Below are 22,693 nucleotides of genomic sequence, written 5' to 3' on the forward strand. Positions count from 1 at the left end.
TGGGCAATTTAAACTATTCTAAAAGTAATATAGAGGGTATAATTTGACTTTAAAACAGAAAACTTATCTAGAAGCTAGATAAGGAGGTATATTATATGTCTAAAATTTTTATTTAGGACACTTGTGAATTATTATATAATTTTACTTCACTGAATATTATTCCCAATTAATATTATGTCTAATCAACAATCAGACCTTACCACGAATTCAAAAGCTCCAAGTGTCTTTGCACAGATTTATTTTCATGGTACTAAAGCGGATCTTCAATTAGGAGATTTCATTGTTCCGGGACATACCTCCAATTACGGTAAACAATTGCAGGCGAAGTATATTTTCCTTTCCTCCACATTGGACGCGGCTATTTGGGGAGCTGAGTTAGCTTTGGGCGAAAGTACAGAACGTATCTATTTGGTAGAACCTACTGGTTCTCTTGAGGATGATCCTGATCTAACAGATAAGAAATTCCCTGGTAACCCAACGCTATCTTATCGTACTACTTCTCCTCTACGTGTCGTTGGTGAATTATCCAAATGGCAGGGGCACGCCCCAGAACAAGTCAAGGCGATGAAAGATGCTTTACAAAAACTAAAAGATCAAGGAATTGATTCTTTGAATGATGAGCTAACCTAGTATATTTAATATATTTAGATTAAGATGAAGGAAAAATTTACAGCGTTATTTGAATATAACCAAGCTATGAATATTAAGGTAATTGATCTTCTTACGCTTAACTACAACAAGATATCAGAAAAAGCTTTACTTCTACTTTCTCATACGCTGAATGCTCACCAAATATGGAACGCTCGAATTCAAAAAGAAAAAGAATTTGCGGTATGGCAATTAAATGATTGGAATTTTGTACGATCAATAAATGAAAACAATTACCAAAATACATTGAAGATTCTAAAAAACGACGATTTAAATCGTACCGTAATTTACCATAATTCCAAAGGTGATCAATTCGAAAATAAGCTGGAAGATATACTTTTTCATGTCATCAACCACTCTACTTACCATCGCGCACAGATAGCCACAGAATGTCGTAGTAATGGCATTGAACCATTGATATCTGATTATATTATGTTTAAGAGAAATTCATAAATAGCTTTTCTATCAAAACTTAAGTCTTGCCCAAAATAATATTTAAATTATAGTTTATATTTCCTTAAAATTTATTAAATTAAATTATAATTACTATACATATTTTAGCTTAAATCCATATATCTGGTATTACTAACGACTAACCAAATTTTCTGTATAGTATAAAACCTAAACTTCGGTTTCCCTCTTGAATAATCATGAACTAAAATTACGAGTAATGAAAAATATTATTAGCATCGGAATAAATAATGCGAAAGGTCTTCCTCCATTGCAATCAGCTGTATCGGGAGCTGAACAATTTGCAGCATGGGGAAACTCTCAGGGCTATACAGTAGATTTATTTATAGATGCTCTACAAAGAGTTTCCCAAACAGCGATATTTGACAGAATCAATGAAATCATAGAAGAAAGGACCTGCGAACAATTGATTATTTTTTTTGCAGGACATGGTATTTTAAAAAGCCCAAGTCAAGAAATATGGCTTCTTTCGAATGCGCAATTGAATCCAAATGAATCTATAAACCTAACTGGTTCCATTGATATTGCTCGGACAAGTGGAATCCCGTATATAGTTTTTATATCGGACGCCTGTCGTGTTTTGCCCAATGAAATGCAATTTACAGGCAATGGATCTGTGATTTTTCCTATTTTGGACGACACAAATCAAGATTGTGCCATTGACATTCTTTATGCTACTCGACCTGGGAATCCCGCTTTAGAACAAACAGGGCAATCAAATTCAGAGCGATTTGGTCTTTTTACACAGGCTCTTCTGGAAGTGCTAAATGGTAATTATCCAGAACTAATAAAATCTAAACAAACCAACGAAAGCTTAGTCAACTATTACAACGTACAAGAACTTACAACAAATAAGGAGTATAAAAAATTACCTAAAGGTAAATGGAGTATTGATTCTTTTTCAAGCGAAGCGCATATCAAGTCACTTGTGGCTAAAAAAGCCAGTGACATTAAAATAACGCTAAAACAAAATCCCGAAATACGTTTGGAATACCAAAATCCAAAACCTAGTATAGCGGAATTTGATGATAATACAGCCAAAAATATACTCCTAACCTATTCGCAAACTAATACCGAAAATGTCGCACCTGCACAAGCCGAGTTAGCAAATAAAATACTGGGAAATCTTAGAGGAAAGCTTACGCGAGATTCGCTTAGAAATGATTCTTTTAAAGATATTATAAATAAACTAGAAGTTCCTAGCGAATATATCATAGACGAAACATTATACGAAAGACATGTACCTACTGATGATCTGTATGAAAATATAGACCGACCCGATTTTTCGGACATAAAACCTATTGGCAATAAAGATTTGCCCGACCCTCAAGCTAAATTTGACACTAAATTTTTACGGAGGTTAGAGACTATTTATAAATCCAAAGGACGTGATAGTTTCGAGACACAAACAGGCTTTACAATCATTGGCACAGAGATACAAACATCCTTATCCAATAGTCCATTAGAAATATTTAAAGACTATGAGAATACCACTCATATTCGGATTCATCCCCAAGATCAATCGAAAACTGCCCTTATCATACTCCAGAATGGAAATAGTATTCCAATAGCAATACTCGATGGATATATCGGTACGCTCGTCTTCGAAAAAGAAACACTTCTAACAATTAATTACACACCGAGCCAAAACAGTTATAAATACCATTCTTACTTAAAGAACGAGAAAGGAATAGGAATAGCTAGATCTTATGTTGCAAGTGCCGCAAATGACGGATTCGATTATATCAAAACATTCAAAGATGATTTTAATAAAGATGGTCAAATAAATTTTTCAAATGCTGGAAGCTATCTTAGACAAGATAAAGATATCGATCCTTCATTAGGCTTATATGCAGTTTATGCCTTCAGACAAGAAGGTAAAATCAAAGACATCAAATCTGTTTACAGATTTATGGCGATTCAAAAGAACAATATTCTTTTTGATATAGCTATGCTCGCTAGTGCCTTAACAGATGAAAAAAACAGATTAGCTCCATTTTGCCCTATGCTATCCCTAGGTTGGGCATATCGACATCAATTTGAAAGTCTTTTGGATCCTATAATAATAGAAGCCTCTAATTATTTAGTACCAAGCTTATGGACCACTTTCACTCCAAGAGGAACACAATTAATCAAAAAACTATTTACTTAAACAATCCTAATTATGAAACTAATCCTAATACACGGAAGAGCACAAGCTGCCTTCGAACCTGTTGATTTAAAACAAAAATGGATTAAAACTTTAAAACTTGGTCTTGATAAATCCAATTTATCTCTTCCTATTAGTGAAGATGATATTATCTTTCCGTATTATGGCAAATTGTTAGATCAATTAGTTACCGAATACGACTCTCCTGTTGAAAATATCATCCAAAGAGGAGTGGAAGGAGAAAATAAGGATGCAAAATTTTTTCAAGATTTCTTATTAGAAGTTGCTGAGAATGCAAATATCTCAGATCAAGAAATTGCAGTAGAAAATGATGCACCAGTAATCGAGCGCGGAATTATGAATTGGGAATGGGTACATTCCATTATGAAAGCAATTGATAAAAAAACAAGTTGGAGCGAATATACTTTAAAAAAATTCACCTATGATGTATTTCTTTACCTCACAGTCGATGCGATTAAAGAAAAAATAAATAAGGAGGTAATTTCAACATTGGATAATGAACCTTGCGTCGTCTTGGGACATTCTTTAGGATCCGTGGTTAGCTACAATATATTACGAGATAAAGATGACTTAAATGTTCGGAAATTTATAACAGTAGGCTCACCTCTTGGTATCAGCGCTATCAAAAAATATTTAAAAGCACCCATCAAAATGCCTGAATGTGTAGCTAATGGCTGGTACAATGCTTATGACGAGGGAGATGTAGTTGCTTTAAAAGCTTTAGATAAAAAGTATTTCAACATCAACCCTTCTATTGTAAACAATAATAATGTCAAAAACCAAACCGATAATCAACACGGTATTGAGGGATATCTCAATGACAAGGATATCGCGTTAGAAATATACAAGGCATTAACTGAAAAATGATTTTAAATAAAAATCCATCTTAGAAAATTAAGATGGATTTTATGTTTAAATAAGGTACTATGCTTATTTACTTTCCGGTACCACAATTGTACCCAGTGGAAATAACTTTCTAAATACAAAACCAACTAGTGGTCCCGCTACTAGAACCTGCAAAGGGTAAGCCATTATAAAATTTCTTGGAATAGTAATTAGCAATTCGGAAAACCAATTTTCAGATATTTCATTAAAGAGTAGAGAACCAATTATAGACATAATTAATACCATTTGCGTCACAAAACACAATGCACTTATTAATATTTTCTTAGGCAAAGGATCTTCGTTTTTCACAAATTTGCTTACCAAAGCAAAAGCCGTTTTACTCACGAAAAACCATTCTACAAGGAAAGCTATCGTTCCTGAAATCGGCAGTACTAACCACGCTTTCTTAAGGGTTTGTAAAGATAACCCATTATGTAAAGCGATATTGTAAGTTGTCATCACTCCTGCCATTACGATTACCATTAGAATAGTGTAAACTAGACTTTCTTTTTTGTTTACGGGCATTAAACTCATTTTGTTATTTTGATATTAAGATGTTTGCTGTATTTTTTAAGACTTCAAGTGCTTGAAAAAAGGAATGCAACTCTGAAGACGAAAGCATAGTCATGCGCACTTTAAAATGCTCTTCCATGCTATCTTCTATAATTTTCGTGATCGTCTCTCCTTCTGCTGTCAACTTTAAATAAACTAATCGTTTATCTTCCTTTGATCGTACGCGTTCGATATAATTTAATTTTTCTAGCTTATCTACTGTTTGTGAAAATGGGCCTTTTTCTAATCCTATCGCTCGCGCAATAGTTACCATTGGTAATTCATCCGAATTTTTTACAGTCATTAATATACGCTCCTGAGTGAGATTTAATAAGGATGCTTCCTTAGGAAATGTATAGCCCTTAAAGAGTGCATGTTTTAAAAGTTCAACACTATTTAATGCTATTGCTATTTTTTTAGTCATCTACATTCGTTATATTAATAATGGTTACAAATATAACCATTATTAATCTTTATTAAACTTTTCATTGCAGATTATGTTAACTTATTTAGAATACCTTTTCTTCATTGGAGGAATTATTTACTTAGCATAAGACAATTATAATTCCTTTAATCTATTGTAAATTAGTCATAACTTAATTTCTCCTATAATAAACAAGATTATGACCATCAATGAAATAGAAAGTTATGCTCAAAATTTTTCCGAAGAAGAAAAAGCGATTTGCAAAAACCTTTCTCAATACATCAATAGGAATTTATCTTCCACAGAAAGTAAACTATGGCATGGTCACCCTGTTTGGTTTATTGAGGGCAATCCTATTGTTGGCTTTAGCAAAGAGAAAAAAGGTATACGATTAATGTTTTGGAGCGGAAAGGATTTCAATGAAGAAGCATTGAATGTTCATGGTCAAAAGTTTAAAGATACCTCCATTTTCTTTAATACCACTGAAGAAATCCATGAGGAAGATCTCACACGCTGGCTTCATAAAGCAGAACAAATTCAATGGGACTACAAAAATATAGTTAAACGAAAAGGTGAATTAGTAAGATTAAAATAAATATGGTCAATTTAGAAACGTTTCGAAAAATTGCATTAGCGTATCCAGAAGCAATGGAAGATACACATTTCGATAAAATATCATTTCGTGTCAAAAAGAAGATCTTCGCAACGTATAATCCTAAAAACAACCAGGCTTCTGTCAAACTTTCTCTATCTGATCAAGATCTATATGCATTAATCGATAAAAATATAATTTATCCGGTTCCAAATGCTTGGGGGAGGCAAGGTTGGACAATAGTAGAACTCAATACAATTAAAGAAGAGATAATTACAGCTATTGTACGAAGTGCGTATTGTCAAGTCGCTCCACCAAAACTCGTCAACACATATTTATCAAAAAAATATCATGTGATATGGGAAATATTATTTGCGCAATAAATATGACGATTGATGGTAATTTTGATCATATCCAATCGTTACCCGATGAACATGTTCATGCGTACTATGCCAACTTGCTGAAAAAAGGAACTACAATATTGTACGGTCGCAAAACCTATGAACTCATGTTGTATTGGAAAGATGTACTGAAGAACAAAAACTCCGATTTCGAAAGTTATGCGTTTGCAAAAACGATACATGCTATCCGAAAAATTATATTTTCAAACACTTTACAAAGTACTAATTGGTCGACAGCTCAATTGGCCGATAGCACACTCATTGAAACCATAAAAAATCTAAAAGAAGAAAAAGATGCATTAGTGTATATCGGTAGTCGAAGCCTAATGCTACAGTTGTTAGCGCTAAAATTAATAGATGAAATACAACTTTGTATCCATCCTATGGTTAGTCCTACTGGAAGATTATTATTTGAAGGTCTGGAAAATCAGATTGTTTTCAAACAAAAACTAATCAAAACGCTGCCGGGTGGACATATTGTCCTCTCGTTACTTCCAATTTATTAAATTATCAAAACAACCCTTATTTTCAATTGTTGAAGGGTAATAACAAACTGCTAAATACACTAAACATTCTATTATGAAAAGAGACTTAGCTTATGATTTTTTGATTGAGATACCAACCAAAACCATAAAAATTAAGAAAGAATTTGCCGCAGACCCAAGTTTGGTTTGGCAAGCATGGACCAGTTCGGATTGGTTAGATCAATGGTGGGGACCAAAACCTTGGCACGTCGAAACGAAAACGTTGGATTTCATTCCTAATGGCATTTGGCTTTACGCTATGGTTGGGCCAGAGGGTGAAAAACATTGGGCATTATCACAATATATTGAAATAAATGAAGGTCAATCTTTTAGTCATAAAGATGGATTCTGTGATGAAGATGGAATTATTAATCAAGATATGCCACAAAGCACTTGGAACGTCACTTTTACCTCGGCTGACAAGCACACGGTGGTGGATTGCATTATTACGTGTGACAGCAAGGAAGCAATTGAAGGAGTATTAGAAATGGGTTTTCAAGAAGGAATATCCATGTGTTTGAAACAATTGGATGAACTTTTTGAACGAACTTCTCTAAATACTTAAGACCTTATGCAAATAAAAACACATGAACATAACAAGCAGAAAATAGCCGAAATAATTGCTGAAGAAGTTGTTATTAATTCGATTGACGATGCCTTAGAGCTAATAGGAAATCTTTATTATGAGGGATATGAAAAGATAATCATAACTGAAAATAATATAACAGCTGATTTTTTTAATCTAAAAACCAAATTAGCTGGCGAAATATTACAAAAGTTTGCACAATATCAAATGCCTCTAGTTATTGTAGGAGATTTTGAAAAATATAATAGCAATAGCCTGAGAGACTTTATTTATGAAAGTAATAAAGGCAAACAAATCAATTTTGTGGCAAACATTAATGAAATCTTATAAGAACTTTTATAAACCAGAAAGCCGAAACATTAGTTTCGGCTTTCTGGTTTTTATATTATAATGGATATTACCATTTAATGATATCATTTCCGAAAGTAAATAGCATTAATGCGATTAGGATAAAGAATCCAATCATTTGAGCCGTTTCCAAAAACTTATCGCTTAAAGGTTTTCCTTGAATCATTTCTACCAATAAGAACACCACATGTCCACCGTCTAATGCAGGAATTGGCAACAAGTTCATAAAGGCTAATGCCATAGAAAGCACACCTACAAGGTTCCAAAAACGTGTCCAATCCACTTCATCACCAAACATTTTTGCAATACCTACTGGTCCCGAAAGTGCTTTATCCGCTCTTACTTCTCCTTTGAATATCTTTCCAAAACCTTTGATATTATCTGTGATTACTGAAAATGCCTTTGAAACACCCAATGGTAATGACTCAGAGAAAGAATACTCGCGCATAACAACAGGTAAGTTCGAGAAACCTAATTTGCTAGAGGTATCAGCTGCAGCCACCAACTGTAATGAATCCGTTCCTCTAATAATATCCAATTTGATTTCTTTTCCTTTATTTTTAGCAACCTCATTTTGAAATTCATCCAGACGTTCTACCATCACACCATTAATGGCTATGATACTATCCCCTTTCTTAAGCCCCATTTTCTCAGCACGTGTATCTTCCGCAACCGTGTCAACAGGCAACATTTTGAAAATCGGTGTTACAAACTCATTTTTCTTATGATCAGCTACATCATTCAACATCGTTGAAGGCAATGTAATATCTACAGTTTGACCTTGACGCTCCACTTCTAATACCGCATCTCCCATCAACACTTCAGAAGTCATTAAATCCTTCATAAATAAATTGGCAGGATTACCATTCACAGAAAGAATTTTATCTCCTTCTTTTAAGCCAATCTTTTCACCAATAATCCCAGGTTTAACACCCCAAAGTTTGGTATTATCAAAGTCTGAATCACCATATTTGAACACCAACATCCAGAATACTAAAATACCTACAATCACGTTCACGATAATACCACCCAACATCACGATAAGACGCTGCCAAGCTGGTTTCGAACGAAATTCCCAAGGTTTCGGTTCTTCTTTTAATTGCTCCGTATCCATCGATTCGTCCACCATACCCGCGATTTTAACATAACCGCCCAATGGCAACCAACCAATACCGTATTCGCAATCTTTATATTTGAATTTGAATAATTTTACGCCCCAAGCATCAAAAAATAAATAAAACTTCTCGACCTTGATTCCAAAAGCTCTCGCGGCTAAGAAGTGTCCTAATTCATGTAATATAATCAAAATAGATAAAGCCAGAATAACCTGACCTACCATTACCAATGTTCCCATTTAACTCTTTCTAATTTATTTGTTTTATTTTATTGATTAAATCTCGTGCCACTATCCTACTTTCCTTGTCATACGCAATATAATCATCCAAACTTAAGTTGTTTGTATTTTTTATATGACATAATGTCTCCTCTAGAATGTTGGACATTCCCAAAAATGACACTTTATCTTCTAGAAATGCTGCTACTGCTATTTCATTAGCGGCATTCAGCACACAGCAACGGTTTCCTCCCTCCGCTAATGCATCAAAGGCCAACTGAAGATTTCTAAATGTATTTAAATCTGGCTTTTCAAAAGTAAGATTGCCATAATCCATGAAATCAAAACGTTTGAACGTATTTTTATAGCGTTGCGGGTAAGTCAAAGCATATTGAATAGGAAGTTTCATATCTGGCAGTCCCATCTGCGCTTTCATCGATCCATCTTCAAACTGTACGATAGAATGCACAATAGATTGTGGATGCACAATCACATCAATTTGGTTTATATCCAATTCAAACAACCATTTAGCCTCAATTACCTCAAGTCCTTTATTCATCAATGAAGCCGAATCAATTGTGATTTTGGCACCCATCGACCAATTTGGATGTTTTAAAGCTTGAGCTTTTCCAACATTCGCTAATTGTTCTCTAGACCAACCTCTAAAAGGGCCTCCAGATGCTGTAAGATAAATCTTTTCAATAGGACTAGGCTCTCCTACTAGACATTGGAAAATAGCTGAATGCTCTGAATCTACAGGCAACATCTTAACATTGTGTTGCTTCACTAGCCTCATAATGAGCTCACCACTCACAACCAATGTTTCTTTATTAGCTAACGCAATATCTTTTCCACAAGTAATGGCTTTCACAGTAGGGCGCAAACCCGCGGAACCTACAATAGCATTTAAAACCACATCAATCTCTTCTAGCTGTACCGCTTCAACCAATGCCTCTTCTCCAGATAGCACTTTGATCGAGGTATGCGCTAGCGCATCTTTTACTTTTGTATAAGCGACTTCCGAAACGATAACAACAAGTTTAGGATTAAATTCCAAGGCTTGTTGAATCAATGTATCTGCATTATTGCTTGCTGTAAGTACAGATATTTCAAATTTATCAGGGAATTCTCTCGCAACATCTAAAGCCTGCGTACCAATACTTCCTGTCGAACCTAATATGGCTATATTATTCTTCTCCAAAACTTCCCCTTATTCTTTTATATTATATTTTTCAATAATTCCGGATCGTAACTTCCTTTATATTCTTTTATCATGCCTACATACGCTACAGCCAACACTAGACTCACTGATGGAATAATAACGAATGTATTGACAGCACTCATTATTTTAGCAAAAATACTATAGTCCATATATTCGAAAAACATCTGTCCAAGGTATGTAGATGCTAATAAAGCCATCAAGATAAGTAAATTGGTAGTATTTCCACGCGTAAAAGCTATACTTAATTTGATTGAACGGACAAAACTGAAATTATTTTCTAAAATAAAAAACGGGAAAAATGAAATACGAATAAGCACAAACATCATGATTATCGCTGTCAATAAAGGATTTATCTCGTAAGATATCGTATCCATATCGATTCCCATATACAACAAAGGCATACATACAATCGAGCACAATAAGTACACCACTCCAGTGATGAAGGAATAACTTAACAACCCTAAAATAAAATGGATAAACTGCTTAGTCGAAGGAATGTAATTTCTCAATGCAGTCTTCTCGATATTATTAGCCAAGAGGATGGCTCTTTTTATTAAAACAAGTTGAAGACCAAAAAACAATGTCACAAAGACCAACAACAATACGAACCTAATGCCACTACCTGTCAAATCGCTCAGATAGAGTGCCAAATAAGTAGATAAATTGTTAGTGACAAACAACAAAAAACACAACCCCGCAATCGATATATAGTGTTTCTTCAAAATATTCAACGCGCGAAAAAACACATCATTAGCACGAAAAGTACTTTCTTTTAAAAATTCTAACATGTTGATTAATAATACTGCAAAGATGATATAATTTTCGCATTACATCAACGAAAATCTTTTAGATTGTAGAGTTTATTATCCACAATTCTATTAATTGCCAACATTATTATTGAAGAAATCGGATAGGAGGAACGGGATTAATTCCCGTTCCGACCTTCCACAGCACCGTACGTACCGTTCGGTATACGGCGCTTCCCTAAGTTGTAACACGAACTCGCTTGTATTCTGCCAGTAAAGATGGGTATCCCAGCTGTTTAAGATAATCGTTGGAAAGGGTTGTTGACAGTATCCAGCTGTTAGCTATGTGCCAGTAACTTTTCCTTGTGTTAGCCCATTCATACGCCTTATACTTATTCGCGCCTAGTTGTACTAGGTTCGTGATTTTAGTCCTGGGGCGTTTCCATTGTTTCCATTTGATCATACGTAGACGACCACGGTACCACATGTCCAGATTCCCGAGTTTCGTCCCCATGTCCGCTAGTTTAAAGTAATGCATCCAGCCTGTGAGGTATTCCTTAAGGTAGAGAATTCGCTGTTCATCGCTCCAACCCCCACTACGGCAGGTTAATACTTTAATCTTCGCTTTCATCTTCCCTAGACTTTTAGGGTGAATGCCTAAACGTGATTCCCCTCTGTAATTGTAGAAACTGTAGCCTAGAAATTTAATCTTGGATACATGGCTAACCACACTTTTCTCTTTGTTGACTTTAAGCTTCAGCTTACCTTCAACAAATTTTGTGATCGATTCCATCACTCGTGAGGAGCTCCGTTTACTACGACAAAGTATCACAAGGTCATCAGCGTAACGTACAAATTTGTGTCCTCGAGATTCCAGTTCTTTGTCCAGTTCATCAAGCATAATATTGCTCAAAAGTGGACTTAGTGGCCCTCCTTGAGGTACACCTTCTGTAGTGACTGTAATCCATCCCTTTATTTCTACACCTGCTCTCAAGTAACGGTGGATCAGCGAGATTAATCTTCCGTCTTTAATCTTGCGCGATAATAATTCAATCAGTTTACTGTGGTTAACTGTATCGAAGAACTTCTCTAAGTCTATGTCTACAGCATACTTGTATCCCTTTTCAATATATTCTCTGCATTTGATAAGCGCTTGGTGCGCGTTGCGACCCGGACGAAAACCATAACTGTGGTCACTGAATTCAGGTTCGTAAATTGGCGTGAGGATTTGACTGATGCCTTGTTGGATGAGACGGTCAACTACCGTTGGGATCCCTAACATTCGTTTTGACCCGTTATCTTTGGGAATTTCGACACGTCTTACTGGAGCTGGGGAATAATCCCCTTGCTTGATGGATACTAAAAGTTGCTCTTTGTGCTCTCTAAGATAATCCCCTAAGGATTCGACGCCCATCTTATCGATACCGCCAGCACCACGATTACCGACCACTTGTAGGTAGGCTGTATTCAAGTTCTGACGGTCAAGGAGTTGTTCTAAAAGTCCATCTACTTTTGTGTTTGTATAGGTGAGGTTCTTTTCAATCATCCCAACAAAAGTCTGCCCTCCCACATAGCATTCGGGTTCCGCCCTATTCTTTTGTGATCAGGTTGATAAACGTTATCAATTTTCTGCATTCTATCCTTCATTAGGTAATTCTCGTGTATTGCTCACTAACTTAAGGTTCATTCCTTCCTTGCTTTGCCGTAAGCAAGTACTACGAAATCAGCTGACTTCTCACAGCTAGCTTTACTCCTTGCTTCTGAAAAAAAAAATTCCACAAGCCTGTGAGATCTCCCCGGGTAAGAACGATAACTTTCCTCTCATGTGTCTGCTATACCTTGATGCTTCTGTACAGTATCGGACTTTAGTTTGTGTTGCAACCTCATCCAGCAACTTAGGCCTTATATGTAGTTTCTGTCCGTCAGACCGAGAGTTTGCCTGAGACTTCCTTCAGATTCCACCTCACGGTGGACACCCTTGCCCTCGGCTAACACTTCCAACTGTAATGGCGTGTTCGGGACTTGCACCCTAGAGTTATCGCCCATGCCGGGCGCACAACAGAAAGGCTTCGTAATCACGAAGCCTTTCTATTACAAACCTTAGTTAAACTCTTTGGGAACAAGACGTTCTAATAAATTTTGATAATAGAAACGAACGCGTTCTTTAAAGTCATACTTTAATTTTGAACGGTTCCATCCATGTCTACTTCCTGGATAAATCATCAATTCGAAAGGCTTATCACGATCTGTCAACGCGTCTACCAATTGAATAGTATTTTGCATGTGCACATTATCATCCATATCGCCATGTAAAATACGCAAGCCACCTTTATATTTATCTACATAGGTTAGTATGGAACCATTTTTATAACCATCAGGGTTATCTTGTGGCGTATCCATCCAACGTTCTGTATAATGGGTATCATACAAATCCCAGCTTGTCACGGGAGCACCAGCAATTCCATAATCGAAATAATCAGAACCTTTGGTCAATGCCAAACAAGTCATATAACCACCATAACTATGTCCTGTAATCAACAATTTATCTTTTTTAACCCAAGACTTAGCTTTTAACCATTTTGCTACTGTAATGTAATCTACCAATTCCCAATTACCCAAATTACGATGCATCCACGCTACACCTTGTTTTCCAAAATGCCCTGAAGCTCGATGGTCACATTCAATTTGAATTATCCCTTCATTCGCCCAGTGCTGCGACATGCCTCCATAAGCACCTGATGAAGTATTTTTCCATGTATTTCTTACCGTTCCTGCATCTGGCCCACCATAAATACTCATAATAACAGGGTAAGATTTACTTTCATCAAAATCTACAGGATAAGTAATAATAACAGGAAGATCAAATTTTCCATCATCCGATTTAATCGTAAAATATTCTGTTTTACCTATTTTATATTTCTCAAAATCAACAGACTTAGCATCCGCCAATTCTTTCAAAACTTTACCTTTATTATCTACTAGAGCAACTTTTGAAGGTGTGCTTACATTAGAATAGGTCGTTATAAAGTAATTACCATTCGGCGAGACAGAAACTTGGTGGGTATAATCACCAAATGTCAATCTTTTCAAATTCTTACCAGAATAATCTACACGGTATAAATCCGAGGTAGCCGAATTTTCCTTGCGCGCAGTGAAATAAACTACTTTAGATTTTTCATCTACCAATTGCAGTTTTGTCACTTGCCACTCGCCAGAAGTTAATGGGTTCACTAATTTTCCATCCAACGTGTACAAGTAATAATGCGCCCAACCTGTCTTGTCAGATTTCAGAATGTAATGCTTGTTATCTGCTAAGTACGTAATTCGCTCATCATGATCAAGATTAATCCATGAAGGCTGTTCTTCGTTGTAAATCTCCTTTTTTGCACCAGACAAAGGATTGATGTTGTAAAATTTCAAATTAGTCTGGTCGCGATTCATCCATTGCACCATGATAGTTTTGCTATCATAACTCCAATACGGCTCTCCAAAATATTGGTCATCCTTCTCATTGAAATCAGCCCAAACAATATTATTATCTTCTACCTTCACAAAACCCACCTTCACTTCCGGATTACTCTGTCCTGCTTTTGGATAGCGCGTTTGCTCTAAATAACCATTTTGTCCTTTTGAACCATAAATTGGAAACATCGGAACTTTCGTGTCGTCAAAACGCATAAAAGCAATTTGCTTACTGTCAGGAGACCACCAAAAAGCTCTATAATTGGTTGGTCGTCCTAAGATTTCTTCATAATATACCCATGAAGACCAACCGTTGTATATAACATCCGTACCGTCCGTAGTGTATTGTGTCTCCTTCCCATTCTCTACTGCCACACTGAATAAATTACTCTGACGCGTGAAAGCCACATATTTTCCATCAGGAGACAAGGTTGGATTTTGCTCTGGTACCTCTGGAGAATTTGTCAGTTTCTTCTCTTGACCATTCGCAAATTGGATGTATACATCATTATCACGAGAAAAAACTTTGGTACTTTTAATCTCGGTGGGAACATAAATTTCTCTATTTCCAGTCTTCACATGTACTTTGTAAGTACGATTTTCTTCTCTATTGTATTCTAAAAAATGGTCATTATCAGCCCACCCTGGATAACCATTAATAGGCTTAGTAACAGTATTTACTCTACCCCAAGCTTCATCAAAGCTTAATCTCTGCTGAGCAATTGACTGCGATCCGATAAACAACAGTCCAATGACTGCTAAATTAGTCCAACGTTTTGTCATATAATATCATCTATAGTAGCCACGAAAATAAAGGTTAAGTGTATAATTGGCACACAATTATTGTAACAACTTTAAAATCAAAAAAGCCACTTCATGAAGTGGCTCGAATATCTTGATTAGGTTTTTGTATTAGAAAGAAAAATTATCTTTTGCTACAAACTCACCGCTATTTTCATAAGCAGAATCCTCTTGACTTTGTTCGTATCTTTTTTCTACGACTTCTTGGTTTGATTTGATGTATTCCACCACTTCTGTCAATCCCTCTGCGAACTTTTCAAAATCTTCTTTGTATAAGAAAATTTTATGTTTGATAAACTGACCATCTTCAAAACGCTTTTTGCTCTCTGTAATAGTCACATAATAATCATTCGATCGTGTTGCTTTTACATCAAAAAAATAAGTACGTTTTCCAGCTCTCACCTTTTTTGAAAATACTTCTTCACGTTCTTTGTTTTCAAAATCTCCCATTAGTCTAGTAAGTATTTAAGTTTAAATCCTATATTTTAATGTCATAAATATATAATATATCTTATGAAAGAACCAAATTTTTTGCAAAAAATAATTATTTTTTATTAATAAAGATTTGAAATCATTTTTTAGAATGTATTTTTACCGATGAAATCAGATACTTTACCGATGAAGCTACCATAAATACCTAATTCTAGTACGTTCAATGACATTAGGTGTTTACTTTTGAGCTATAAAATAAAGAGTAATGGAAAAGTCAACGCATACAAATCAAAACCCGCAAATGCCACCGAGCAATAATAAGTCTTCTACTACTGTAGGTGCTATTATAATACTTTTCGGTGTATTCTTGCTTCTAAATAACTTGGATTTAGGATTCTTATTTCCTGATTGGTTATTTAGCTTTCCAATGATTTTGATTATAATCGGCCTTGTCATCGGTATTAATTCAAAATTTGAGAAAAAATCAGCACTGGTATTACTGACTATTGGTGGTATATTTTTACTTCGCAAGATTTTTCATGATTTCAATCCATTTCAAGTGCTTTTTCCAGCTATTGCCATTGTGATTGGTATATATATAATCAATAGAAATAGAAAAGTACCTACTATCCCTACTCCACCAGAAAACACCAATCCTCCGCACCCAACAGACGAATTTGACTGGGATCGCAGAGTCGTGGATTTGACAGATGGCACAGAAGAAAACAATAGAAATTCGTCGCATGCAAATGCTGGGTATACTGGAACGCAAGAGCAGTTCCAGTATGCTGAAAATTATTTGAAAATCGATGCTATCTTTGGTAACTCGAAAAAAATCATTTTGTCTAAAAACTTTTTAGGTGGTACTATCACAAATATATTTGGCTCATCGGTGATCAATCTTTTACAAGCGGACATTACTCAGCCTGTAGTCATTGATTCATTTCAATTATTTGGTAGCATAAAAATCATTGTACCTCCTCATTGGGTGGTGACTCCTTCTGTTTCTTCTATCTTCGGAGATGTAGATGATCGCCGCATAATGATTAATCATCCATACGATGATTCGAAGAAATTATACTTGACCGGAACATCTTTATTTGGTACCGTAACAATAAAAAATAGCTAAGGAAAATGTTTTCGCTCTTCAAAATAAACTCTAAAACAGCTTTAGTCCATTTCAGTGTATGGATTATTTTTGTTTTATACTTTGCCGTTTCTTATTTTCTATTGTGGTGGGAATTTAAACCAATAAAGGTATCGTATATAGAACCACTTATCAGTGCAATAGCAATGGCTTTGTGTTGTTATTTGATATTTAGTTCGATGAAATTCTATAACCCAAGCAAAAAGCAGTACCTCAAAATTATCGGGTTCTGCTTTGCATTGACCATTATGAGCTTGGTAATTTCTATCTTTTGTATCTACCAGTTCTTTGATAGCCCATCTTTAGTCCATTACTATCACAAATTACCCTACAAGTTTATTATCAATTTTTTGGTCTTGTCTTGTATCATGATTATCAATATTTTTTGGAATGTGCAAGAAGAAGCTTTAGAAAACGATAGAAGAAAATTAGAATCCGAGCGCTTGGTACGTGATGCAGAATTATACAACCTTAGACAACAACTTCAACCCCACTTTCTCTTCAATAGCTTAAATTCCATTATAGCGCTGATAGGTGTAAAACCTGATTTGGCTAAGAAAATGACATTCCAACTCTCTGACTTTTTAAGAGGGACGATGCGTAAGGATGATAAACAATTGATTCCGCTGGCGGATGAAATCAAACATTTAGAATTGTATTTAGAGATTGAAAAAGTTAGATTTGGTCATCGTTTAAAGACGCACTTTGAATACGATAACGAACTTTTGCACGCAAAAGTTCCGTGTATGATTATCCAACCGCTTATGGAAAACGCTATAAAACACGGGTTATACAATATTATTGGCGACGTGGATATCAATACGCACATCAGCATGGAACACAATATGCTGACGATTGAAATTACAAATCCATACGATACAGATCAGTTCTATAACAAAAAAGGTACAGGATTTGGGCTTTCAAGTATTCAGCGAAGATTGTTTTTAATTTATAGCCGTACAGATTTATTACAGATCCGAAAAACAGAAAATCAATTCACAGCAATCATAAAAATACCTCAACATGATTAAAGCAATAATTATAGACGATGAGCCTTTGGCTCGGATGATTATACATGAATATCTTCAAAAGGAAAATGATTTTGAAATCGTAGCCGAATGCGGTGACGGTTTTCAAGGTGCCAAAGCGATTCAACAGTTTAAACCAGATATCGTCTTTTTGGATATACAAATGCCAAAATTGACAGGTTTCGAAATGTTGGAAATTTTAGACGAATTGCCTCATATTATTTTCACTACAGCTTTTGAAGAATATGCGTTGAAGGCATTTGAGAAGAATGCTGTGGATTATTTGCTTAAACCCATATCGGAAGATCGTTTCGAACAAGCCATAGCGAAATTTAAATCACTGCATGCTACGAAACAAAAACAACAAGGTGTAAAAGCTTTAAAAGAGGATTTGGATGAAGAAACATTAGAGCGAATCGTGGTGAAAAATGGTACACAAATCAAGTTGATTCCCGTACAACAAATCATCTTTTTAGAAGCTTATGATGATTATGTAAAGATTCACACAAAAGATGGTATGTTCTTGAAAAACAAAACAATGTCTTCTTTCGAAAAACAACTTGATCCAAAACAATTTGTACGCGTACACCGTTCTTTTATCATCAAAGTAGATCAGTTGGCTAAGATAGAACCGATGGAAAAAGAAAGCTACAAAGGTATTTTAATCAGTGGTGACAAAGTAAATATCAGTAAATCAGGATATGCAAGATTAAAACAAACAATTGGCTTATAGCCGATTGTTTGTTAATTTTGCAGCATGAAACGAAAAGCACTACTATTAGTCTGCAACCTTATACTATTAAGTTCATTTGTCTTTGCTCAATCTCCTGTCGAGCGCAGAAATAGAACGGTATATAACCGAATAGAATATTTCATCAATTCCAAACAACCAGACTCTGTATACACTTTAGCTTCGGATGACTTCAAAAGACAAGTTGACCAGCAAGGTTTTGTTAGTATGATTAGAGATCTGGCCAACTACGGAAAGATTTCGAATACAGAACCAGCGTCTTTTTCCAATAACATTGCTGGATATAATTTTATGCTTGGAGCTATAAAAAGTTCCTTGTATTTAGGTGTAGATTCCAATTATAAATTCAATTATTTCCTTTTGCAGCAAGGTCATATTCCGACCAAACGTATGGAAGCTGTAGCATCAAACGTAAATAAACAAAATGCATTGGATCATTACATAGATTCTGTAGCGAATGCGTATTTGGCAAATCCTAACACCAAATCATTAGCGATTGGCGTTATTAATAAAGGAAAAATAAATACATTTTTCTACGGTCAGACTGATGCAGCATTCAAAGCCTCCCTGCCTGACGGAAATACGCTGTATGAAATTGGTTCTGTAACAAAAGTATTTACGGCTACCCTACTTGCTGATTTAGTGGAACAAGGAACGATCGCATTAGATGATAGCATCGTTAAGTTTTTGCCCGATTCATTAGCGCAGAACCCATTTCTTCAAAAAATAACGTTCAAGCATTTAGCGAATCATACTTCTGGATTGCCTAGATTACCTGATAATTTAGAAAAAGCAGCAAAATTCAACCCTAAAAATCCATATGCAACCTATAGCCGTAAAGATTTATTTCACTATTTGAAAAATGTAAGCAGTGAAAATGAACCAGGTGACAATTTTGAATACAGCAATTTAGGATATGGTTTATTAGGTGAGCTAATTTCGATTATTACGAATAAAACCTACGTACAGAATATTAAAGAAATAATTTCGGATTCTTTAAAACTTCCAAATACGGTAGATAAAGCCAATTTGAAAACACAGAAAATCGTAAAAGTATATAACGAGCAAGGTCAGGAAACCCCAATTTGGGAATGGCAAGCTTTCGCAGGTACAGGTGCGCTGAAATCATCCGTGCATGATTTATTACGTTTTGCGCAGTACCAATTCAAATTACCAGAGACTACTTTGGAAAATGCAATGGCGTTAACTCGTCAATTCACTTTTTATCTTCCGCCAAATACAGATATCGGTTTAGCATGGCATATGAATATGGTCGATGATGTCATCCAATATTGGCACAATGGCGGCACAGGAGGCAGTTCATCATTCATTGGTTTGGTGCCCGACAAAAAATCAGCTATCGTTGTTCTTTCCAATTCTGCTATTTCCGTAGATGAAATTAGCGGAATGATTTTGAGCAAAATTGCCAGCTCTAAATAATTGACAATTGATAAGTCTGTATGCCAATAAAAAGGCAGAAATGATTATATTTGAGAAAATATTATAACTAATAACAACGTGAAAAAACGCATTGCTATTTTTGCTTCGGGGTCAGGATCAAACGCTCAAAAAATCATGGAGCATTTTAAATATTCTGATGAAGCCGAAGTATCATTAGTACTAAGTAACAACCCTGATGCTTACGTACTACAAAGGGCTGATAATTTTGAAATACCTTCACACGTTTTTGATAGAAACGAATTCTATCAAACCGATAATATCGTAGATATATTAAAACGTTTGGATATTGACCTAATCGTATTGGCAGGGTTCTTATGGTTGGTTCCAGAGAACTTGTTAAAAGCTTATCCAAATAAAATCATCAACATCCACCCTGCCCTGTTACCAAAACACGGCGGTAAAGGCATGTATGGTGATCGCGTACACAAAGCTGTCTTGGCTGCTGGTGACGAAGAACACGGTATTACCATTCACTTTGTGAATGAAAACTTCGACGAAGGCGAAGTAATTTACCAAGGTCGTTTCAAAGTAGAAAAAGACGACACCTTAGAAACCATCAAATTCAAAGGACAACAATTAGAGCACCTACACTACCCAAAAGTCGTAGAGAACTTATTAAAGAAATATCATTAAGAAATCGCACCTAAACGGTGCGATTTTTATGTTTATTAACTTCTATAGTCTCGCTCAAGCCGCGAGGGGCTCATTCTTTTTTCCCTCAAAAAAGAATGCAAAACCGAAAGCTGAAAGCCGAGCTCAGCGAAGCTAAAACTCGTCGCTAGAATCTTTCGCAACAATGTCTCTTCCTTCTTGCTATTTCGCCTAATGAACTGCCCAAGTTGCAATAAGAATGAGAGAAGGGGACTAACATTTCGAAGAGTCTTTATTGACTAATGACGGACTAAAATCTTGCTCCTTCTCTCTGCTGGATCTTTTTAAACTGAACAAAATTATATTCTGTTTAATATTATCCAAATATATTCCTACAAACTTACGATGACGCACAATATGTCTAGTTATAAAAAATTGAACTTATTTAATTCAGCAAATAAATAGCCTTTATTCCTATGAAATCCACACATAAATTTTTACCTTTGCTGCTCCAAATAAAAAACAATGAATCATCCTGTTAAGATTAAAAACGCATTAGTTTCTGTCTACTACAAAGACAATCTAGCCCCACTTATTCAACTATTAAACAAGTACGGAGTTACTTTCTACTCTACAGGCGGTACGGAAGCTTTTATCCGTGACTTAGGTATTGGTGTAGAGCGAGTTGAAGATTTGACTGGCTACCCATCTATCTTAGGTGGTCGTGTAAAAACATTACACCCAAATGTATTTGGTGGTATCCTTTCTCGCCGTCCTTTGGCAGAAGACAAAAAACAAATCGACGAATATAACATTCCAGAAATCGACTTAGTAATCGTGGATTTATATCCATTCGAAGAAACTGTTGCTTCTGGTGCTTCAGAGCAGGACATTATTGAGAAAATAGACATCGGTGGTATCTCTTTGATTCGTGCAGCAGCTAAAAACTTCAACGATGTAGTGATTATTTCTTCGAAAAATGATTATACAGAATTAGAAGAAATTTTAGCAGCGCAAGAAGGAGCTACTACATTAGAGCAACGTAAGTCATTCGCGAAACGTGCTTTCAATACATCTTCACACTACGATACAGCTATTTTCAATTACTTCAACCAAGAAGAACCAATCGAAGTATTCAAACAATCAGAGCAAAAAGCACAAGTATTGCGTTACGGTGAAAACCCACACCAAAAAGGTGTTTTCTTCGGTGATTTGGACGCAATGTTTGACAAATTGAATGGTAAAGAATTATCATACAACAACTTGGTAGACGTAGATGCGGCTGTAGCTATTATCGACGAGTTCCAAGAGCCTACTTTTGCTATCTTAAAACATACAAACGCTTGTGGTGTCGCTTCACGCGAAACTGTAAAACAAGCTTGGATCGACGCTTTAGCATGTGACCCAGTTTCTGCTTTCGGTGGTGTATTGATTACAAACCGTGAAGTAGATAGAGAAACTGCTGCTGAAATCAACAAATTATTCTTCGAGGTATTAATCGCACCTTCCTATTCTGAAGAAGCTATCGCTATCTTGACAGAAAAGAAAAACAGAATCATCTTACGTCGTAAAGAAGTGAAATTGCCAACTGAGCAGTTCAAAACTTTATTGAACGGTGTAATCTTACAAGATAAAGACAACACAGTAGAAGGTCCTGAACAAATGACTACCGTAACGAAAGTTGCGCCTACTGCTGCACAATTAGAAGACTTGTACTTCGCTAACAAAATCGTTAAACATACGAAATCTAATACAATCGTATTTGCGAAAAACGGTACATTAATCGCTTCAGGTGTGGGTCAAACTTCACGTGTAGATGCATTGAAACAAGGTATCGAAAAAGCAAAAGCTTTTGGTTTTGACTTAGTAGGTTCTTCTATGGCATCAGATGCGTTCTTCCCTTTCCCTGACTGTGTAGAAATCGCTGGTGATAATGGAATCGCTGCAGTATTGCAACCAGGTGGTTCAATCAAAGACAAATTATCTATCGAAATGGCTGACGAAAAAGGTCTTGCAATGGTTACGACAGGCGTGCGTCACTTCAAACACTAAGCTAAGTTTTATTAGGATACAGAAAAGCTCAATCGTAAGATTGGGCTTTTTTTGTTTTTATGGAAT

The 22,693-nt window shown here is 35.6% G+C and carries 23 protein-coding genes; 15 read left to right on the forward strand and 8 right to left on the reverse strand.

The annotated features are described in order from the left end of the window. Window positions 1-174: 174 nt before the first annotated feature. The 4 genes from arr (at window position 175) to H8B04_RS12745 (ending at window position 4,156) form a co-directional block, all read left to right on the forward strand. On the forward strand, window positions 175-630 hold the full coding sequence (arr, locus tag H8B04_RS12730; protein ID WP_190302594.1) for an NAD(+)--rifampin ADP-ribosyltransferase: 456 nt from the start codon (window positions 175-177) through the stop codon (window positions 628-630). A gap of 24 nt (window positions 631-654) precedes the next feature. Then, window positions 655-1,101 (forward strand): DinB family protein, encoded by a 447-nt coding sequence (locus tag H8B04_RS12735; protein WP_190302595.1) that lies wholly within the window; start codon window positions 655-657, stop codon window positions 1,099-1,101. A gap of 217 nt (window positions 1,102-1,318) precedes the next feature. Continuing rightward, the gene (locus H8B04_RS12740) at window positions 1,319-3,271 is read left to right on the forward strand and encodes a caspase family protein (RefSeq protein ID WP_190302596.1); all 1,953 of its coding nucleotides are present in this window, start codon (window positions 1,319-1,321) and stop codon (window positions 3,269-3,271) included. A 12-nt stretch (window positions 3,272-3,283) separates the two neighbouring features. Beyond that, window positions 3,284-4,156 carry a hypothetical protein gene (locus H8B04_RS12745; protein ID WP_190302597.1) on the forward strand — a complete coding sequence of 291 codons (873 nt, stop codon included), beginning with the start codon at window positions 3,284-3,286 and terminating at the stop codon, window positions 4,154-4,156. 63 nt (window positions 4,157-4,219) lie between these two features. Here the strand turns inward: H8B04_RS12745 and H8B04_RS12750 are convergent, their stop codons facing one another. Continuing rightward, entirely contained in the window at window positions 4,220-4,699 is a 480-nt protein-coding gene (locus H8B04_RS12750) for a DUF2798 domain-containing protein (protein WP_190302598.1), read from the reverse strand. A gap of 13 nt (window positions 4,700-4,712) precedes the next feature. Further along, complete coding sequence (locus H8B04_RS12755) at window positions 4,713-5,150, reverse strand: MarR family winged helix-turn-helix transcriptional regulator (RefSeq protein ID WP_190302599.1); 438 nt, start codon at window positions 5,148-5,150, stop codon at window positions 4,713-4,715. Between the two features lie 199 nt (window positions 5,151-5,349). On the opposite strand from H8B04_RS12755, the gene H8B04_RS12760 reads away from it, so the two are divergent. From H8B04_RS12760 to H8B04_RS12780, 5 genes are all read left to right on the forward strand, one after another. After that, window positions 5,350-5,745, forward strand: coding sequence for a DUF1801 domain-containing protein (locus tag H8B04_RS12760; RefSeq protein ID WP_190302600.1), 396 nt, complete (start codon window positions 5,350-5,352; stop codon window positions 5,743-5,745). 2 nt (window positions 5,746-5,747) lie between these two features. Beyond that, window positions 5,748-6,125, forward strand: coding sequence for an MmcQ/YjbR family DNA-binding protein (locus H8B04_RS12765; protein ID WP_190302601.1), 378 nt, complete (start codon window positions 5,748-5,750; stop codon window positions 6,123-6,125). After that, window positions 6,101-6,649, forward strand: coding sequence for a dihydrofolate reductase family protein (locus H8B04_RS12770; protein WP_190302602.1), 549 nt, complete (start codon window positions 6,101-6,103; stop codon window positions 6,647-6,649). Before H8B04_RS12765 ends, H8B04_RS12770 begins: the two co-directional genes overlap by 25 nt. Window positions 6,650-6,722: 73 nt before the next feature. After that, complete coding sequence (locus H8B04_RS12775) at window positions 6,723-7,232, forward strand: SRPBCC family protein (RefSeq protein WP_190302603.1); 510 nt, start codon at window positions 6,723-6,725, stop codon at window positions 7,230-7,232. Between the two features lie 6 nt (window positions 7,233-7,238). Beyond that, window positions 7,239-7,583, forward strand: a complete 345-nt coding sequence (locus H8B04_RS12780; protein ID WP_190302604.1) for a DUF4180 domain-containing protein — start codon at window positions 7,239-7,241, stop codon at window positions 7,581-7,583. A gap of 67 nt (window positions 7,584-7,650) precedes the next feature. On the opposite strand, the gene rseP is transcribed toward H8B04_RS12780, so the two are convergent. The 6 genes from rseP to H8B04_RS12810 form a co-directional block, all read right to left on the reverse strand. Beyond that, entirely contained in the window at window positions 7,651-8,955 is a 1,305-nt protein-coding gene (gene rseP / locus H8B04_RS12785; RefSeq protein WP_190302605.1) for an RIP metalloprotease RseP, read from the reverse strand. A 10-nt stretch (window positions 8,956-8,965) separates the two neighbouring features. Further along, entirely contained in the window at window positions 8,966-10,135 is a 1,170-nt protein-coding gene (locus H8B04_RS12790; protein WP_190302606.1) for a 1-deoxy-D-xylulose-5-phosphate reductoisomerase, read from the reverse strand. Between the two features lie 17 nt (window positions 10,136-10,152). Continuing rightward, window positions 10,153-10,944: a hypothetical protein gene (locus H8B04_RS12795; RefSeq protein ID WP_190302607.1), complete on the reverse strand. Its 792-nt coding sequence runs from the start codon at window positions 10,942-10,944 to the stop codon at window positions 10,153-10,155. 196 nt (window positions 10,945-11,140) lie between these two features. Beyond that, the gene (gene ltrA / locus H8B04_RS12800; protein WP_223815418.1) at window positions 11,141-12,448 is read right to left on the reverse strand and encodes a group II intron reverse transcriptase/maturase; all 1,308 of its coding nucleotides are present in this window, start codon (window positions 12,446-12,448) and stop codon (window positions 11,141-11,143) included. A gap of 554 nt (window positions 12,449-13,002) precedes the next feature. Further along, window positions 13,003-15,147 carry a S9 family peptidase gene (locus H8B04_RS12805; protein WP_190302608.1) on the reverse strand — a complete coding sequence of 715 codons (2,145 nt, stop codon included), beginning with the start codon at window positions 15,145-15,147 and terminating at the stop codon, window positions 13,003-13,005. A gap of 129 nt (window positions 15,148-15,276) precedes the next feature. Continuing rightward, window positions 15,277-15,615: a DUF3276 family protein gene (locus H8B04_RS12810; protein ID WP_190302609.1), complete on the reverse strand. Its 339-nt coding sequence runs from the start codon at window positions 15,613-15,615 to the stop codon at window positions 15,277-15,279. Between the two features lie 247 nt (window positions 15,616-15,862). Between H8B04_RS12810 and H8B04_RS12815 the strand changes: the two genes are divergently transcribed. The 6 genes from H8B04_RS12815 to purH all read left to right on the forward strand — a co-directional run bounded on the left by H8B04_RS12815 (window position 15,863) and on the right by purH (window position 22,627). After that, a complete protein-coding gene (locus tag H8B04_RS12815; RefSeq protein ID WP_165291787.1) occupies window positions 15,863-16,726 on the forward strand; it encodes a LiaF transmembrane domain-containing protein in 864 nt (287 codons plus the stop codon). Window positions 16,727-17,112: 386 nt separating this feature from the next. Then, entirely contained in the window at window positions 17,113-17,775 is a 663-nt protein-coding gene (locus H8B04_RS17140; RefSeq protein WP_223815419.1) for a sensor histidine kinase, read from the forward strand. Next, window positions 17,768-18,505 (forward strand): LytR/AlgR family response regulator transcription factor, encoded by a 738-nt coding sequence (locus tag H8B04_RS12825; RefSeq protein WP_165291789.1) that lies wholly within the window; start codon window positions 17,768-17,770, stop codon window positions 18,503-18,505. The genes H8B04_RS17140 and H8B04_RS12825 overlap by 8 nt, the downstream gene beginning before the upstream one ends. Before the next feature lie 24 nt (window positions 18,506-18,529). Next, on the forward strand, window positions 18,530-19,963 hold the full coding sequence (locus H8B04_RS12830) for a serine hydrolase domain-containing protein (RefSeq protein WP_190302610.1): 1,434 nt from the start codon (window positions 18,530-18,532) through the stop codon (window positions 19,961-19,963). A 78-nt stretch (window positions 19,964-20,041) separates the two neighbouring features. After that, window positions 20,042-20,617: a phosphoribosylglycinamide formyltransferase gene (gene purN / locus H8B04_RS12835; protein ID WP_190302611.1), complete on the forward strand. Its 576-nt coding sequence runs from the start codon at window positions 20,042-20,044 to the stop codon at window positions 20,615-20,617. Window positions 20,618-21,100: 483 nt separating this feature from the next. Beyond that, window positions 21,101-22,627, forward strand: a complete 1,527-nt coding sequence (gene purH / locus H8B04_RS12840; RefSeq protein ID WP_190302612.1) for a bifunctional phosphoribosylaminoimidazolecarboxamide formyltransferase/IMP cyclohydrolase — start codon at window positions 21,101-21,103, stop codon at window positions 22,625-22,627. Window positions 22,628-22,693: the final 66 nt, after the last annotated feature.

The sequence above is a fragment of the Sphingobacterium litopenaei genome, from assembly GCF_014692495.1.
Taxonomy (GTDB): domain Bacteria; phylum Bacteroidota; class Bacteroidia; order Sphingobacteriales; family Sphingobacteriaceae; genus Sphingobacterium; species Sphingobacterium litopenaei.